Annotated in this window: 17 protein-coding genes; 7 read left to right on the top strand and 10 right to left on the bottom strand. The window is 40.2% G+C overall.

Features of this window, described 5'->3' with window-relative positions:
* Nucleotides 1-52 precede the first annotated feature (52 nt).
* Complete coding sequence (locus BUA96_RS05535; RefSeq protein WP_072981167.1) at nucleotides 53-799, top strand: succinate dehydrogenase/fumarate reductase iron-sulfur subunit; 747 nt, start codon at nucleotides 53-55, stop codon at nucleotides 797-799.
* 71 nt (nucleotides 800-870) lie between these two features.
* On the opposite strand, the gene radA is transcribed toward BUA96_RS05535, so the two are convergent.
* The 5 genes from radA to panC all read right to left on the bottom strand — a co-directional run bounded on the left by radA (nucleotide 871) and on the right by panC (nucleotide 5,634).
* On the bottom strand, nucleotides 871-2,232 hold the full coding sequence (gene radA / locus BUA96_RS05540; RefSeq protein ID WP_072981168.1) for a DNA repair protein RadA: 1,362 nt from the start codon (nucleotides 2,230-2,232) through the stop codon (nucleotides 871-873).
* Nucleotides 2,232-3,368, bottom strand: coding sequence for an alpha/beta hydrolase (locus BUA96_RS05545; protein ID WP_072981170.1), 1,137 nt, complete (start codon nucleotides 3,366-3,368; stop codon nucleotides 2,232-2,234). The genes radA and BUA96_RS05545 overlap by 1 nt, the downstream gene beginning before the upstream one ends.
* A 78-nt stretch (nucleotides 3,369-3,446) precedes the next feature.
* On the bottom strand, nucleotides 3,447-4,388 hold the full coding sequence (locus tag BUA96_RS05550; protein WP_233430611.1) for a lysylphosphatidylglycerol synthase transmembrane domain-containing protein: 942 nt from the start codon (nucleotides 4,386-4,388) through the stop codon (nucleotides 3,447-3,449).
* Nucleotides 4,389-4,416: 28 nt separating this feature from the next.
* Entirely contained in the window at nucleotides 4,417-4,767 is a 351-nt protein-coding gene (gene panD / locus BUA96_RS05555; protein WP_072981173.1) for an aspartate 1-decarboxylase, read from the bottom strand.
* 18 nt (nucleotides 4,768-4,785) lie between these two features.
* On the bottom strand, nucleotides 4,786-5,634 hold the full coding sequence (panC, locus tag BUA96_RS05560) for a pantoate--beta-alanine ligase (protein WP_072981788.1): 849 nt from the start codon (nucleotides 5,632-5,634) through the stop codon (nucleotides 4,786-4,788).
* A gap of 107 nt (nucleotides 5,635-5,741) precedes the next feature.
* Between panC and BUA96_RS05565 the strand changes: the two genes are divergently transcribed.
* From BUA96_RS05565 to BUA96_RS05590, 6 genes are all read left to right on the top strand, one after another.
* Entirely contained in the window at nucleotides 5,742-6,551 is an 810-nt protein-coding gene (locus BUA96_RS05565) for a glycogen/starch synthase (protein ID WP_072981175.1), read from the top strand.
* 16 nt (nucleotides 6,552-6,567) lie between these two features.
* Nucleotides 6,568-8,172 (top strand): BamH family beta-barrel-assembly machinery protein, encoded by a 1,605-nt coding sequence (locus tag BUA96_RS05570; RefSeq protein ID WP_072981177.1) that lies wholly within the window; start codon nucleotides 6,568-6,570, stop codon nucleotides 8,170-8,172.
* Between the two features lie 9 nt (nucleotides 8,173-8,181).
* Nucleotides 8,182-10,032 carry a glutamine--fructose-6-phosphate transaminase (isomerizing) gene (gene glmS, locus BUA96_RS05575; protein WP_072981179.1) on the top strand — a complete coding sequence of 617 codons (1,851 nt, stop codon included), beginning with the start codon at nucleotides 8,182-8,184 and terminating at the stop codon, nucleotides 10,030-10,032.
* Between the two features lie 217 nt (nucleotides 10,033-10,249).
* Nucleotides 10,250-11,758, top strand: coding sequence for a F0F1 ATP synthase subunit beta (atpD, locus tag BUA96_RS05580; protein WP_009778532.1), 1,509 nt, complete (start codon nucleotides 10,250-10,252; stop codon nucleotides 11,756-11,758).
* Between the two features lie 74 nt (nucleotides 11,759-11,832).
* Nucleotides 11,833-12,111: a F0F1 ATP synthase subunit delta/epsilon gene (locus BUA96_RS05585; RefSeq protein ID WP_072981181.1), complete on the top strand. Its 279-nt coding sequence runs from the start codon at nucleotides 11,833-11,835 to the stop codon at nucleotides 12,109-12,111.
* Between the two features lie 86 nt (nucleotides 12,112-12,197).
* Nucleotides 12,198-12,728, top strand: a complete 531-nt coding sequence (locus tag BUA96_RS05590; RefSeq protein ID WP_072981183.1) for a hypothetical protein — start codon at nucleotides 12,198-12,200, stop codon at nucleotides 12,726-12,728.
* Nucleotides 12,729-12,731: 3 nt separating this feature from the next.
* Here the strand turns inward: BUA96_RS05590 and BUA96_RS05595 are convergent, their stop codons facing one another.
* From BUA96_RS05595 to BUA96_RS05615, 5 genes are read right to left on the bottom strand one after another with little or no spacing between them, the layout of a single operon-like run.
* Entirely contained in the window at nucleotides 12,732-13,433 is a 702-nt protein-coding gene (locus BUA96_RS05595; protein WP_072981185.1) for a cyclase family protein, read from the bottom strand.
* A complete protein-coding gene (locus BUA96_RS05600; RefSeq protein WP_072981187.1) occupies nucleotides 13,415-15,187 on the bottom strand; it encodes a M61 family metallopeptidase in 1,773 nt (590 codons plus the stop codon). Before BUA96_RS05600 ends, BUA96_RS05595 begins: the two co-directional genes overlap by 19 nt.
* Before the next feature lie 49 nt (nucleotides 15,188-15,236).
* Nucleotides 15,237-15,443: a helix-turn-helix domain-containing protein gene (locus tag BUA96_RS05605; RefSeq protein WP_072981189.1), complete on the bottom strand. Its 207-nt coding sequence runs from the start codon at nucleotides 15,441-15,443 to the stop codon at nucleotides 15,237-15,239.
* Between the two features lie 2 nt (nucleotides 15,444-15,445).
* On the bottom strand, nucleotides 15,446-15,979 hold the full coding sequence (locus BUA96_RS05610) for a DUF2975 domain-containing protein (RefSeq protein ID WP_072981191.1): 534 nt from the start codon (nucleotides 15,977-15,979) through the stop codon (nucleotides 15,446-15,448).
* 2 nt (nucleotides 15,980-15,981) lie between these two features.
* Nucleotides 15,982-16,497 carry a DUF2975 domain-containing protein gene (locus tag BUA96_RS05615; protein WP_072981193.1) on the bottom strand — a complete coding sequence of 172 codons (516 nt, stop codon included), beginning with the start codon at nucleotides 16,495-16,497 and terminating at the stop codon, nucleotides 15,982-15,984.
* Nucleotides 16,498-16,510 lie beyond the last annotated feature (13 nt).

The following is a 16,510-nucleotide window of genomic DNA, read 5'->3' on the forward strand; positions in this document are numbered from 1 at the left end:
CGAAGTGTTAATGCTTAGCGACTCAATACTCAATACTAAAATCTAAAGAAATATGAAACTTACACTTAAAATATGGCGCCAAGAAAACGCTAACGCAAAAGGAAAGATGGTCACTTATCCTATTGACGGGATTGAAGATGATATGTCTTTTCTTGAAATGCTAGACGTTTTAAATGAGGAGCTTATTGCTAAAGGAGATGATCCGGTAGAGTTTGATCACGATTGTCGTGAAGGAATTTGTGGGGCGTGTTCTTTACAGATCAACGGAGAACCACACGGTCCAGACCGTCTAGTGACTACCTGTCAATTACACATGCGTAAATTTAAAGATGGCGATACCATTGTTATTGAGCCATTTAGAGCAACTGCATTTCCGGTTATAAAAGATTTGATCGTTGACCGTTCTTCTTTTGATCGTATCCAGCACGCAGGAGGGTATATCTCAGTAAATACTTCGGGGAATACCATTGATGCGAACAGCATTCCTGTAAATAAACACGACGCAGACGATTCCTTTGCAGCAGCTACTTGTATTGGTTGTGGAGCTTGCGTTGCTGCTTGTAAAAATGCAAGTGCTATGTTATTTACCTCAGCTAAAGTTTCGCAATATGCTTTGTTACCTCAAGGTCAGGTTGAAGCTGTGGAGCGCGTTGAGAATATGGTGCGCCAGATGGATCTGGAAGGTTTTGGTAACTGTACCAATACCGGAGCTTGTGAGATTGAATGTCCTAAAGGAATTTCTTTAGAGAACATCGCGCGTATGAACCGTGAATACTTAAGTGCGACCGCAAAAGGATAATGGAACCACAGAGCAGATAAAAAGAAAAGCGCCTTGATCAAGGCGCTTTTTTTATGCATAAGGATTTCTTTTTAGCCAAATAACCATTCTACCACATCGTTCATTTTAGCAACGCGTACGATGGTGATTCCGTAGTTGTTCTTCGGAACTTTACAGTATTTAGAAATCATAATTGTACCGAAGCCTAACTTTTCAGCTTCAAGTATGCGTTGTTCTACACGGGTAACCGGGCGTATTTCTCCGGCAAGGCCTACTTCAGCAGCAAAGCAAATATCTTTAGCAACCGAAATATCTTCGTTACTCGATAATATAGCAGCAACCACGGCAAGATCTATCGCAGTATCGTCTACTGAAATTCCACCGGTGATATTTAAAAACACATCTTTGGCGCCCAGTCTAAAGCCTGCGCGTTTTTCTAAAACGGCGAGGATCATATTTAAGCGTTTAGCATTATACCCCGTTGCGCTACGCTGTGGGGTGCCATATACCGCGGTGCTTACAAGTGCTTGTATCTCTATCATAAGCGGCCGCATTCCTTCTAAAGTTGCAGCGATCGCTGTTCCGCTTAAATCCTCATCATTTTTAGAGATCAGTATTTCTGAAGGATTAGAAACTTCACGCAAACCACTGCCTTGCATTTCATAAATCCCAAGTTCGCTGGTAGATCCAAAACGGTTTTTATGTGCGCGCAAAATGCGATAAACGTGATTGCGATCTCCTTCAAACTGAAGCACGGTATCAACCATATGTTCCAGAATTTTTGGGCCGGCGATGTTTCCATCTTTTGTAATGTGACCGATGAGAATAACCGGGGTGGCGGTCTCTTTAGCGAATTTAATGAGTTCTGTGGTGGTTTCTCTAATTTGAGAGATGCTTCCCGCTCCGCTTTCAATATAATCGCTATGCAGCGTTTGTATCGAGTCGATAATCACAATGTCTGGATTCACCGCTTCAACTTGCTTAAAAATGTTTTGCGTCTTGGTTTCGGTAAGAATCAAACAATTTTCAGCAGCAGGATTAATTCGTTCTGCACGCATTTTAATTTGTTGCGCACTTTCTTCCCCAGAAACATAAAGCGTGGTGTACGGTAAGGTTAGTGCTATTTGCAGCATCAGTGTACTTTTACCTATACCGGGTTCACCGCCCAATAGTGTGAGTGAACCGGGAACGAGCCCGCCTCCTAAAACGCGATTGAGTTCGTTGTTTTCTGTGTTCAACCGAGCATCTTTAGTGGTGTCAATCTCTTTGATGCGTTGTGGTTTAGCTACACGTTTAGTGGACTGCGGCTCTGATTTCCAGCCTGTTTTTTCAACTTTTTGTACAACTTCTTCTGCAATAGTGTTCCATTCTTTACACGAAGTGCATTGCCCTTGCCATTTAGCAAATTGGGCACCACAGTTTTGACAGAAAAAGGTTGTTTTTACTTTTGCCATTAATATCCAAAATCATCTTTAATCTGTTGCGATCGCGCAACAAGAATATCTTTATTTATATCGCCTATTTCTTTTAGAACGAGAGCGCCTTCATACGTGCGCATAGCTTTTTTAGGCTCGCCATTACCCTCATAGGAGCGTCCCAAATAGTAGGGGCCTAAAATGGTTTCCGGGTATTCTTTACTTGCTAATTTACCAAGGTTTTCAAAACCATCCCAATCAGATTTTTTCTCGAGGGCTGCTGCAATCGCAATAAAATCGTTGATCCTGATCTTGTCGTCTAGACCAAAAAGATTTTGCATCACCGTGTATTTTTCGATCAAGTAGTCAAACGGGGAATCAACTTTAAGTATTTTTTCGGTGAATTCTTTTTTGCTGATGGGGCGGTAAACCGCAAACACTTTTTCTAAAGCTTTAGGAATAGCACGCCCTACCAAAGAATAATGGGTGGCATCTTGAAAATCGTCAAAATAATAATGAAACTTTTCATTCTCTATTCCGCTTAGGGCTTGGTGAAGCGCTAAAGTTTCTTCTCTTAACGAAGGAATATCTTCAGTTCCTGTTGCTTGATAATAAAAAATTTGTTGTTCGGTTTGCTTCAAAATGGTTGTAAGACGCTCATTCATCTGCGGAGCTAAGTCGGGACTCAACGAAATATAAGCATTGAATAATGGCGGATTTTTCATCAAATAATAATTAGCAAAACCGGCGGTGGCGTCGTGACCTACAACTACATTAAACGGTGCTAAACGGTATTGTTTGTTGAGCCATGGTAAAAGTTCCATTCCTAAAAACTCGAAAAAGTCAGCTCCTTGACCGGTAGGTAAAAAATTAGCATCGTCATAAACGGTGTCTTCCATGCGGTCAGGTTGCATCACGCCAACGATGATCGCCTGTGGCATGTCTTCCCAATAGCTATAATAATCAGCGCTTCCGGCTACCGGCTCAAAAAGGTAATCACCGTCGAGAACTAGAATGACCGGGTAATATTTATCTTCGTTTGCTTCGTAATTACGCGGAAGCTGAATTTTTACATTTCGGGGTTCGTTGAATTTTGAAGAAGGTACAGATTCATAAAGCACCTGAGCATTGATACTGCTGTATGCAAGCAATATCAGGAGTAGTATTTTTTTCATGGAAAAGTAGATTAAGGCAAGGTGAAGTTAAACATTATTCTCAAGTTAACTACCGCCTATTAATCAAACCGAAGATGCTTATTTTTTCCTGTTGAGAATAGGAAGCAATAAAAAAGAAAGAGCTCCCAAAACCAGCACGAGTAAGGTTTGAGATCCCCAAACGATCCACCCAAAAGCTTCACCACCTTCCTTGCTAAAGCCGAAGAAAATAAATAAGGCGCCAATACTTATAGGATATACCCCGATCCCGCCGTTAGTTACAGAAATGGCAAACGAACCAATCACGAACGCAGCAAGAATAACACCTGTAGAAGCATAAGATATTTCAGGAATCGTGAATTTGATCACCCAGAACATCAAAATATACATGATCCAAATAAAGAAGGTGTGTCCTATAAACGCCCATTTGTTCCGCATTTTTAAGATGCTTTTCATGCCTTCTACGAGGCCGGCCATAAAGTCTTTGAGCTTAGCTAATATTCCTGTTTTGGCTCGTTGTATAATTTTAAAGCCCAGAGCGATGAGTAGTACGCCGGCAGCTAAAAACAATACGGTATATAGCGGATTGATATTTTGTTCGTGTAGGTAGCTTAATAAGGTGTCGGTTTGCAAAACAATAGCAATACTTACTACTAAAAGAAGCATCAAAAAATCGGCAATACGTTCTGAAATTATAGTGCCAAAAGCTTTTTCAAAAGGGACATCTTCATAAGTGGTAAGCAGCGCCCCGCGCAACAATTCTCCACTTCGAGGAATGCCTAAATTAGCCAAATAAGCTGCCATAACCGCCATAAACCTATTGCTTAATTTGGGGTGGTAGCCCATAGGTTGCAAAAGATACTGCCAGCGATAAGCTCGGGATAGATGGCTTAAAACGCCAAACATGAGCGAAACAGCGATGTAAACTGGAGGTGCGTCCTTAATGTTGTTCCAAAGGATGGCGCGCTCTTGTGTTGTGGCCGAACTTAACGAATAATAGATCAAAAGTATCCCGATCCCCAACGGGATGGCAACTTTCAATAATTTTATGAGGGATTTTTTGCTCAAGTTAATTGAGCAAATTAGTTTCTTCGTTAGGGAAAACTAGAGAAGGTTTAAACGCTTTAGCTTCTTCCAGCTCCATAAAAGCATAGGTGATAAGAATAAGGATATCGCCTTTTGCGACTTTACGAGCAGCAGCACCATTTAAGGTGACTTCCCCGCTTTTGCGTGGCCCGGGAATCGCATAAGTCTCCAGGCGTTCACCGTTGGTAACATTTACGATTTGTACACGTTCTCCTTCAATAACACCGGCTGCATCCATAAGATCTTCGTCAATGGTAATACTACCTATATAATGAAGTTCGGCGCCGGTAACTTTTACGCGGTGTATTTTTGATTTTACAACGTTAACTAACATGGTGTAAAAATAAGGTTTTTAATTTAGGGCGATATTATCTATGAGTCGTACATCACCGGCAAAAACAGCGATGAATGCTCTGTATTTGTCTTCGGCTTTTTTGGTCGTGGCGTGCTTCAGTGTAGTTGCGTTTGCGATTTCAAAATACTCAAGTTCAAGATGCTCTTTTCCTTTAAATTCTTGCTCAACAAAATGTACGACATCTTCGACGCTTTGGTCGTTAAAATGTTCTTTTGCTTGCATTAAGGTTTTGTAAATAAAAGGCGAGGCTTCACGCTGTTTTACAGTGAGTCTTTTATTTCTTGAGCTTTCAGCAAGGCCATCATCGTGGCGGCTGATAGGGCAACCTACGATCTGTACCGGTAGGTTTTCGATCTCAACTAATTTATTTACGATTTGAAGCTGTTGATAATCTTTTTCGCCAAAGAAAGCCATATCCGGATTTACAATTTCAAATAGATATTTTAATACGGTGGCAACACCTTCAAAGTGACCGGGTCTGAACGCGCCTTCCATCACTTGATCTAATCCGTCAAAATTAAAATCTAAGGCTTTAATTTGGCTTCCATAAATCGTTGTCGTGCTCGGGGCAAAAACAAGCAGGTTGGGGTTGATGTGCTCTAAAAATTCAAGATCTGCCTGTAAATCTCTAGGGTAGGTCTCAAGATCTGCGGGATTGTTGAACTGTGTAGGATTTACAAAGATGCTCACAACGACTACATCGCAGTTTTCTAAAGCAAAATTAAATAGACTTCCATGACCTCTATGCAAAGCGCCCATAGTAGGTACAAAACCTATTTTAAGGCCCTTTTCTTTGTGTTTTGCAACAGCACTAGAAATTTCTGGTCTATTGGTATATACGTGCATCCCGATTAAATTAACAGGCGGCAAAATTACTATATTACTGGCAATCTGCATAAAATTTCGTAATTTTGCGTGTTTTTTAGCCTTAACAGAAACTTAGAAGCACATTTATGAAAAATAAGAGGATATTGTACGTATCATCTGAAGTTATACCTTATTTGCCAGAGACAGAGATCGCATCAATGTCGTTTGAGGTTCCTCAAATGGTAAATAGTAAAGGAGGTCAAATTCGCATTTTTATGCCACGTTATGGCAATATTAATGAGAGACGGCACCAGCTTCACGAAGTGATACGGCTTTCCGGAATGAATTTGGTCATAAATGATTTTGACATGCCGCTTATCATTAAAGTTGCCTCTATACCTAAAGAGCGTATTCAGGTTTACTTTATAGATAATGAAGAGTATTTTAAAAGAAAAGCTACGTTTACTGACGAGGACGGAAACTTATTTGCAGACAACGATGAGCGTGCAATATTTTTTGCAAAGGGTGTAGTAGAGACGGTTAAAAAGCTTAATTGGGCTCCAGACATCATTCACGTTCATGGTTGGTTAGCATCACTACTGCCTTTATATTTAAAGCAGTTTTATGCAAGCGAACCGCTTTTTAAGCAAAGCAAAATTGTGACTTCTGTTTATAATACCGGGTTTGATGACACGTTAAATGAGCAATTAATTGATAAAATAGCTTTTGACGGAATAGACAAAGATTCAATCTCTGAGCTTGAAAAGCCTTCTTATGAGAATCTAATGAAAATAGCGATCAAAAACTCTGACGCTGCCATTGTAGGTTCTGCCGAACTTAGTGAAGATCTTTCCAAGTATTTGAATGTTACTAAAATCCCTGTGCTTCCTTATAAAAAGAGAGAAGAATTTGCGCAGGCGTACGAAGAGTTCTATACCACCAAGGTGCTAGATTAAAAAAACAAAAAAACGAATGAAATTGAATACGGTGTTGACAAGAACATTAGGTTTACTAATGCTTCTATTTGTCTTCTTTTCTTGTGAAGACGATTTTCTGGAGGTGGGAAGCGGTTTAGTTGATGACAGCAACTTCACTTCGGGTAACGAGAGTTATCCGGTAACTGCATATAGCGAGCGTTTTTTTGATTCTTTAGGCGTGCAAACAAACGGACTTAGTGCCGGCGTTTTAGGTTATTATCAAGATTCAATATATGGTTCTACTACGGCTTCGACACTTAGTCAAGTGAGTTTGAGTACTTATAATTCTACTTTTGGAACCAATCCGGTTGTTGATTCGGTGGTTTTTACAATGCCTTATTTTAGCACCGGAAGTGTAAATAGTGAGAATGAGACCGTTTACGAACTTGATTCGGTTTACGGTTCAGATCCTATTCGTGTTACAGCGTTCAGATCTAATTACTTCTTGAATTCTAATAACGGACCTGATTTTGAAAACGGCGCGGTATATTATTCTAATGATTTAACTGAATTTAATGGGGTAGAAGGTGATACGCTTATGCAGCAAACCTTTGTTCCATCTAATGAAACTGTGGTGACCACAGTGCCGGCTACCACAGATGGAGAGGATGATGAGGTGACCAGTAATTCGCCTAGATTACGCATTCGTCTTGATGAGACTGCTTACGGTGAAACGTATTGGCAAGAAAATATTTTAGACCGGGGAGGCGAAGATGTACTGTTTAATGCTAATTCGTTTAGAAATTACTTTAGAGGGGTTTATTTAAAAGCCGAGCCAGTAAATGGTAGTGGTTCTTATTTTCTCTTTGACAAAGCCAATACTTCTATCGCGATTTACTACACTTCGGGAGAAGAAGATTCAAGAAATCAATCAAGTGTAACTTTAAGCCTTGCCGGAAATGGTGTGGTTGGATATCAGAATGATTTTAAATCTGAGATCAAAACAGAACTGACCGGTATTGATAAAGAAAACGGAGAAGAAAATCTTTATCTAAAAGGCGGTCAGGGAAGTATGGCTGTTATTGAGCTGTTTGAAGATGTAGATGATGACGCTAACGGAATTCCCGATGAGCTTGATGCCCTGCGTGCGCAACCTCGTCTTATTCGAGAAGCTAATTTAGAATTTTTTGTAGATCAAGATAAGATTCAGCAATATGCTGGTGCTTCAGTATCTGAGCCACAACGCGTTTATATTTATGACCTGGAGACCAACTTGCCTTTGCGTGATTTTTCAGGTGATGCTACTATTAGTTCGTCAGGAACCATAACAGCGGTTGGCACTACGCATTTAGGTCCGTTAGAGACTGATGATAACGGGCAAGGTGTGAGCTATAAAATCAGAATCACAGAATTTTATAAAGCATTGCTAGATCCTGAAAATGATACTCCAACAACCAAACTTGGGTTAGTAGTTACACAAAATGTACTTTCTACAGCCACAGCTGCGATAGAAGGTAAAACTGATAGCGATATTCCTAATAGAGTGCCTTATGCTTCGGTAATTGCTAATCGCGGTACTATCCTCTACGGAAGCAGTGTAAATGTTCCTGAAGCAAAACGACTGAAGCTAAAAGTTTTCTATTCAGAAGCTTCAAATTAATATCATTTTATGTGCGGAATTGTAGGTTACATTGGTCATAGACAAGCATATCCTGTTGTGATAAAAGGCTTGCAACGACTGGAGTATCGCGGTTATGACAGCGCCGGGGTTGCTTTGTTTGATGGCGAAGAGATTCAACTATGTAAGACTAAAGGTAAAGTAGATGACCTCAAAACTAAGGTTGAGTCAACCATTACTGCCGAAGGTACTTTGGGTATTGGGCATACGCGCTGGGCAACACATGGGGTTCCTAATGATGTTAACTCGCACCCACATTTTTCAAATTCCGGAGATTTAGTCATTATTCATAACGGGATCATCGAGAATTATGATGCTATAAAGCAAGAGTTGACCAAGCGTGGGTATACCTTCAAATCTGACACAGATACAGAGGTGTTGGTTAATCTTATTGAAGATGTACAGAGCAATCAAAAAGTTAAATTAGGTAAAGCGGTTCAGATTGCTTTAAACGAGACCGTGGGCGCATACGCCATTGCGGTTTTTGATAAGAAAAAACCAAACGAAATTGTCGTCGCTCGTTTGGGTAGTCCGCTTGCGATAGGTATTGGGGAAGATGAGTATTTTATCGCATCAGACGCTTCTCCTTTTATTGAATATACAAACAACGCGCTTTACTTAGAAGATGGTGAGATGGCTATTGTGCGCAGAGGTAAAGAGGTGAAAGTTTTCAATATTCAAGATGACGCACTGGTAAGTCAGCCTTACATACAAGAATTAAAACTCAATCTTGAGCAGATAGAAAAAGGAGGATATCCTCATTTTATGCTTAAGGAGATCTACGAGCAGCCTCAAGCGATACGTGATACGTTTAGAGGACGTATGCGTGAGAATAAAGGAGTTATCAAGATGGCTGGTGTAGATGATCATATTGATAAATTCATCAATGCAAAACGGTTAGTGATTTTAGCTTGCGGAACCTCTTGGCACGCAGGGCTAGTTGCTGAATATATCATTGAAGAATTGATGCGCGTACCTGTTGAGGTAGAATATGCGTCAGAATTTAGATACCGCAATCCGGTTATTGATAAAGATGATGTCGTGATCGCTATTTCTCAAAGTGGTGAAACCGCAGATACCATGGCTGCGATGAAGCTGGCTAAAGAAAAAGGAGCTTTTGTTTTTGGTGTATGTAATGTAGTAGGATCGTCGATTTCTCGAGAGGCACACGCCGGCGCATACACCCACGCTGGTCCTGAAATTGGTGTTGCTTCAACAAAAGCATTTACCACGCAAATTACAGTGCTTACGTTATTAGGATTGAAAGTAGCGAAAGCCAAAGGACGTATTTCAACTTCAGACTTGCATATGCATCTTGAAGAGTTACGCCTGATCCCTGAAAAGGTCGAAGAGGCGTTAAAAAGCAACGATCACGTCAAAGAGATTGCTTCGGTATATAAAAATGCTTCTAACTGTTTGTATCTAGGTCGCGGATTCAATTTCCCGGTTGCTTTAGAAGGTGCTTTAAAACTTAAAGAGATTTCATACATCCACGCAGAAGGTTATCCTGCAGCTGAGATGAAGCATGGTCCAATTGCGCTTATTGATGAGCATATGCCGGTGATTGTTATTGCTACGCGCCGCGGTCATTATGACAAAGTGGTGAGCAATATTCAAGAGATCAAAAGTCGTAAGGGGAAAATTATTGCAATTGTTACTAAAGGCGATGTAACGGTAAAAGGGCTTGCAGATCACGTGATCGAGGTTCCAGAAGTGATGGATTCTATGTCTCCGTTATTAACTACGATTCCGCTTCAATTGTTATCGTATCATATCGCGGTAATGCTTGGTAAAAACGTTGATCAGCCTCGTAATTTGGCTAAAAGTGTCACTGTAGAATAGCTGATTTTCGCATAAAACGCAGGTGTTTTTAGAGGGCTGTAATTCTGAGGTTTATCAAGTGGTTTTATGCTTTTGTTAACGCTGAAGAAATTCAATAAAAGTCTTTTAGGTTTTTAAATATTAAAAACTATCTTTGCACGACGAAAAAAATAAGGGATATTTAGGTTTGTTTTGTTTTTTTCGGCTACATATTTTGCTAAACATTAAATAGTTAAGAATGTCAAAAGTTACAGGTAAAGTTGCCCAGATTATCGGCCCTGTTGTAGATGTTGAATTTGCAAACAATGCAGATCTTCCAAAAATTTATGATTCGCTAGAAATTACAAAAGCAGACGGAAGCCTTTTAGTACTTGAGGTACAATCGCACGTTGGTGAGAACACGGTAAGAACGATCGCGATGGATTCTGCTGATGGTTTGAGCAGAGGTGCTGAGGTAGTTGCTACTGGAGCGCCAATTCAAATGCCTATTGGTGACGACGTTTACGGGCGTTTATTTAATGTAATTGGCGATGCTATCGACGGTATTGGTGATCTTCCTAAAGCAGGAAAAGACGGTCTTCCAATTCACCGCGAAGCTCCAAAATTTGAAGATTTATCAACTTCAACCGAAGTTTTATTCACTGGTATCAAAGTTATCGACTTGATTGAGCCTTACGCAAAAGGGGGTAAAATTGGTCTTTTTGGTGGTGCAGGTGTTGGTAAAACCGTATTGATTCAGGAGTTGATTAACAATATTGCAAAAGGTCACGGTGGTCTTTCTGTATTTGCCGGAGTAGGTGAGCGTACGCGTGAGGGTAACGATTTACTTCGTGAGATGCTTGAGTCTGGTATTATTAAATACGGTGAAGACTTTATGCACTCTATGGAAGAAGGCGGTTGGGATCTTACTAAAGTTGACAAGGCTGCAATGAAGGAGTCTAAAGCAACTTTCGTATTCGGTCAGATGAACGAACCACCGGGAGCACGTGCTCGTGTGGCGCTTTCTGGTCTTACTATCGCTGAGTATTTCCGAGATGGAGCAGGAGACGGTCAAGGAAAAGACGTTCTTTTCTTCGTTGATAACATTTTCCGTTTTACGCAAGCAGGTTCAGAGGTATCGGCACTTTTAGGTCGTATGCCATCTGCGGTAGGTTACCAACCTACATTAGCAACCGAAATGGGTGCGATGCAAGAGCGTATTACTTCAACTAAAAAAGGTTCTATTACATCTGTACAGGCGGTTTACGTTCCTGCGGATGACCTTACTGACCCGGCACCGGCTACAACCTTTGCCCACCTTGATGCAACAACCGTACTTTCTCGTAAGATTGCTGAGCTAGGTATTTATCCTGCGGTTGACCCGCTAGATTCTACTTCTCGAATCTTAACTAAAGAAATCCTAGGTGCAGATCACTATAACTGTGCTCAAAACGTAAAAGAGCTTTTACAGCGTTATAAAGAATTACAAGATATCATCGCGATTCTTGGTATGGAAGAACTTTCTGAAGAAGATAAGCTTGCAGTAAGCCGCGCACGTCGTGTACAGCGTTTCTTATCACAGCCTTTCCACGTAGCAGAGCAGTTTACCGGTATTCCTGGTGTATTGGTTGATATCAAAGAAACTATCAAAGGTTTCAATATGATTATGGATGGTGAATTAGATCATCTTCCAGAAGCAGCATTCAACCTTAAGGGTACTATTGAAGAAGCGATCGAAGCTGGTGAGAAAATGCTTGCGGAAGCGTAAAAAATGAGTGTGCAGTTGTCAGTCTCAGTATTAGGTACTGCAAACTGTAAACTGTTTACTGTAAACTGAAAAATATGCATTTAGAAATAGTAAGCCCTGAAGCAACCTTATATAGTGGAGAAGCTACTTCGGTTATTTTACCGGGAACTGACGGAGCGTTTCAGTTGTTAGACAATCACGCAGCTATCGTTTCTCTTTTAGAAGAAGGTGTTGTGAAAGTTAAAGGAGCTACGCTTTCAGATAAAGCTAAAAAGCATTTCACTGCCGGTAAAGAAGCTGGTGAGTTTGTACTCGCTATCAAATCTGGGACGGTTGAAATGAAGGATAATAAAGTAATTGTTTTGGCAGACTAACGCCAAAAACAAGAAAATAAAAAAGCGCTTAATCTATTTTGATTAAGCGCTTTTTTTATTGGCATTGTAAAAGTATTTTAGCAACGATGAAATCAGCAGATACATTGATTTTGAATCAAATGAACCGATCTTTGATCGTTAGGATCTTAGCTGCATTGCTATTCACGTTTGCCTGCTTTTTGCTTTTCCTAATCTATTTTATCACCTTTAAAATCGGTTATGATTTAAGCAAGGAACGTGATTTTGTAAGCTGGGGAAAAGATCTAAAATCAGTGTTGGTTTTTCTAATCCTTGCTATAGGTTTAGGTTTTTATTTAGTAAAGCGAAAGCGGATCATTTTCAATACCAAAACTCATAAATACAAGGTTGAATATTATTTAGGACCGTTTTATTGGGGCCATTGGTCTGATTACGAAGCGCTGAAGATGGTTGGGATCTTCAAGAATTCAAAAGGGATCTACGAAGTGAATATTTGGTTTACGAATTCGAGACACTTAAAATTTGAACGATTCCACAATGAAGAAGATGCGCTAGCCGAAGCAAAATATATTGCTGAACTATTTACTCTTAAAGTATGGAATGCTTCAGACCCTAAAAAGGGATATTATTTAGATTAAAAGCTAGTTTTCAAATACAGCCACGGCTCTCACAGGTGATCCGGTGCCGCCTCTTATTTTTAAAGGAAGGGCAATAAACTGAAACCTGCCACGACCTACCAACTTGTGCAAGTTGATCATATTTTCATAATGGGTAAAGCCCAACTCACCGCATAATTTGTGAACCTCAGTATTCGAGACTTTTGGTACTCCCGGCGACATTGTTTCTACACCAAACGCCGCAATTTTCAGACGTCCTAAATATTGGGCTGCTTCGGCGGTGATTCCGGGGCCTTTGGGCCAGTTTTCGGTATTAAAATGCTTTCGGTAGTGATCTGTGCAAAGAAGCACAGTGTCTCCTTTTTTGATGTTTACATCAGCTTTCAGACAAGCTTCTTTAATATCTTCGGTTGTGATGAGTTCTTGCAAACCTTTATATGAAAAATCAAGACAGATTCCTTCGGTAAAGAACATCGAAAGCGGCATAGTATCAATGGACTCGCCGGCATTCTTTCGATCCATATGATTGAGCGCATCTACGTGTGTGCCGGTATGCTCACTCATTGTGATTTGATGCACGCTGGGTGTTTGCGTTGTAGGATTTTCGTCCCCATCCCATTGCTCGTGTGTTGCGTAAACCTGCATAGAAACTGGTGACAGACTTTTGTACACCGGCATCCCGTCATAAATTTCTTGACTTAGGTCTATTATTTCTTTGCTAGCCATTTTTCTCGGATTTGTATAGCCGATTTTTTAGCATCAGGAGCAATGCTTATTGTATATGTGGGATCAGCAGTAAGTCTAACTTGGGTTGTAAATACTTCATCAAAGCGCTCAAAGGTAACCTGAAGCACATCGTCAATATTCTTGCTGTTAAGCAAGTTTTTAAATGCGTCATTAGAATTCATTGCAATACCATCTATGCTGGCGATCACATCGCCTTTATCTAAGTCAGCTTGATAAGCCGGACTGTCTTTAAACGTATTTCTAGAGATTTCTAGTCCGTTCTCGGTTGCTTTAAAGGAAGCTCCAAAGTAAGGCTTCTCAGAAGCGCGATCCAATTGTAAGCCAACCTGCTCAAAAAGGTTTTTGTAGTCAGGCATTTCACTGTTGTAAATATATTTTGCGAAGAACCCCTGTGCAAATGCTGCACCTGCATAATCAGCAAGTGTAGCTTCAATATCTTTAACGGTATAGGCAACTTCGGTCTTTCCGAAGCGTTTCCACATCAATTGCATAAACTCGTCTAGATTCAAATTCTTTTCGCGTAAGCTTAGATCTAAAGCCAGGCCTAAAACACTTCCATAAGAATAATACGAGATAAACATATTCTCGCGATTCACAGGATCAACCGAAGTCGCCGCATCTACAAAAGGCGCTTGATTGCTCATTTCAATAGGATTGAAATACTGTAAAGCTGGTGAATTCCAGACATAATTAAAAGTGCCGTTCAATCCGTTTACATAATCTTCGGCGCTTATAACTCCTGCACGCTCCAGAATCAAGTTGGTATAATAGCTCGTAAACCCTTCAGCAAACCAAAGGCAATCGCTCATATTGGCTTGATTAAATTGAAAGGGCTCGAGGTCTGCAGGGCGTATACGTTCCACATTCCAGCTGTGAAAATATTCGTGAGAAACGGTGCCGATGTTGCCGGTCATTCCACCATTAGCAAGCGTTTCGGTATCGGTAAGAATAGTGCTGTTGCGGTGTTCCATACCATCTCCCGAAACGTTAGGCGCATAACACGCAAGAAAAGTGTACTCGTCAAAATCATAGATTGGTAATTCGCCAAAAACAGCTTTTTCTTGAAGCACAATCGCTTTCACTTTTTCCCAGTAGGTATCAAAATCACTCTCAGGATCAGGATCGTGCAATACAAATTTGATGGTTTGCCCATCTACCTTAAACTCGCGCTCTCGGAAATTGCTTATTTCCGTAGGGCTGTCCATAAAATAATACAGATTAGGGGCCGAAAAGGTATTGTCTTCTTCGTGTTTTAATTGAGTGGCAACTTTCCAATCCAAGTCTTTTCGAGCATCAAAAGTGATCTCGATAGGGCGTTCCTGTAAAGTTTCTGCATACATAAATGTTGCTGGCATATTAAGGTGCGCGTGAGTGAGATCTACTTGAGAGTACGTCCCGCCACCACGATTAGCAAAAAGAATATATTCTACGTTGATCGTTCCGTCTGTATTGGTGATGATCCAGCTATAGGGATCGTCGCGTTTAACTTCTAGAGATTCACCCGCTCCGTTTGTCGCTTTAAAACCGTAAACGTTTTTAGCAAACTCGTGAATCGCATAGCGACCAGGAGAAGATCTGCTCATCTGTACACGAAGATTTTTAGACTTTACGTGTGGAAATTGCACCTTAACCACGGCCTCGTGATGAACGGCATTGTCAAAAGATATTTCGTAAGAATTGGTTTGTGCCTGTAGAGAAAGGCTTAAAAGCAGGAGGGCAATCCAGAGTTTCATTTAAAGGAAATTAAGAATGAGCTTTAAAAGTACTCAAACTGCGGCAAAACTATTCCTCAGTATAGGCCAAAATATCTCCCGGCTGGCAATCTAAAGCTTTGCAAATTGCTTCCAGAGTTGAAAAACGCACCGCCTTGGCTCTCCCTGATTTTAGGATGGAAAGATTAGCTTCAGTAATGCCTACCATTTCTGCCAGCTCTTTGCTCTTCTTATTGCGGTCTGCCAATACCTGATCTAAGTTGATGATGATGGGCATAGCTAAACAGTTAAATCGTTTTCTTCTTTTAAGATTTCGGCTTTTGCTGAAATACTACTCAGAATGAGAATCACTTTCCCTAATAGGAAAAAAATTAGTGCATACGGAAGGGTTTTATAGAAAGCGGTTAAATCATTGAAAAAGAAAGTGCCAAAAATTAAATGAGTTGCATACCATAAGAAACTATAGTAATCAAAACCTTTACCTACTTTTTCTAAATCTTTGGAGTGTCCCAAAGTCAATAACTTTCCAACTTGATATTTTCTTATAATTTTTGAAGCTAACCACAACCTAAAGATTAGAAATATATTAAGTCCAATTATGAGAAGTAGAAATACTGCTGCTAAATAATTAGAAGGAGTATCATTGCTTTTTGTAAAGAAATCGTTTTTAAGTATATCAACTAAGACCTCATCCCCTGAAGAGGTACCTAAGATTGCTAAAATAACTAGACTTGCTGATTTAAAGACAAAATAAAGTTGCGCAAGACTGAGAACTATTGAGATAGAGCGCAAATGTGGACGAATAGTGTTCATAATTATACAGTTAAATCATTTTCTTCTTTCAGCTTTAGCGCTCTTGCAAAAGCATCACTAAGCAATAAAAACAATACGCCTACAATGAGTAAGAACAGGAGTAGACTCAAATTTGAAGTTCCAAATGAGATGCTGATCGTTCCTTCATTCGTTAATAGCGCATTTATCACTACAAAAATCAACGAGCCCAGTCCGCAAGCTGTAAAAAATTGACCGACTTTCTTGGTGCTTTTGATAACTTCTGATGAGAATAGCTTCTTTTTTAGGAGTTGACCTGCGAATTTTCTCAGTTGAAAGAAACCGGCAAAAAACAACAGAAAAAGTATAAAGAAGCAAATCGTAAAAAGTAGTGCCCCGCTTCCAAAGCCTTGCTCGGTATAAGGTAAGTTCACTTTAATAATACTCTGCTGTGGGAAAATCAAAATATACAGGATTGTCCCCGGGAAGAACACCACAATGGGCACCATAAGGTAAAACGCCAGATCGATGAGCCCTTTAAAAATAGAATTCAGTTTCATTTATTATTGTTTT

The sequence above is a fragment of the Leeuwenhoekiella palythoae genome (genome assembly GCF_900130045.1).
In the GTDB taxonomy this organism is placed as follows: Bacteria; Bacteroidota; Bacteroidia; order Flavobacteriales; family Flavobacteriaceae; genus Leeuwenhoekiella; species Leeuwenhoekiella palythoae.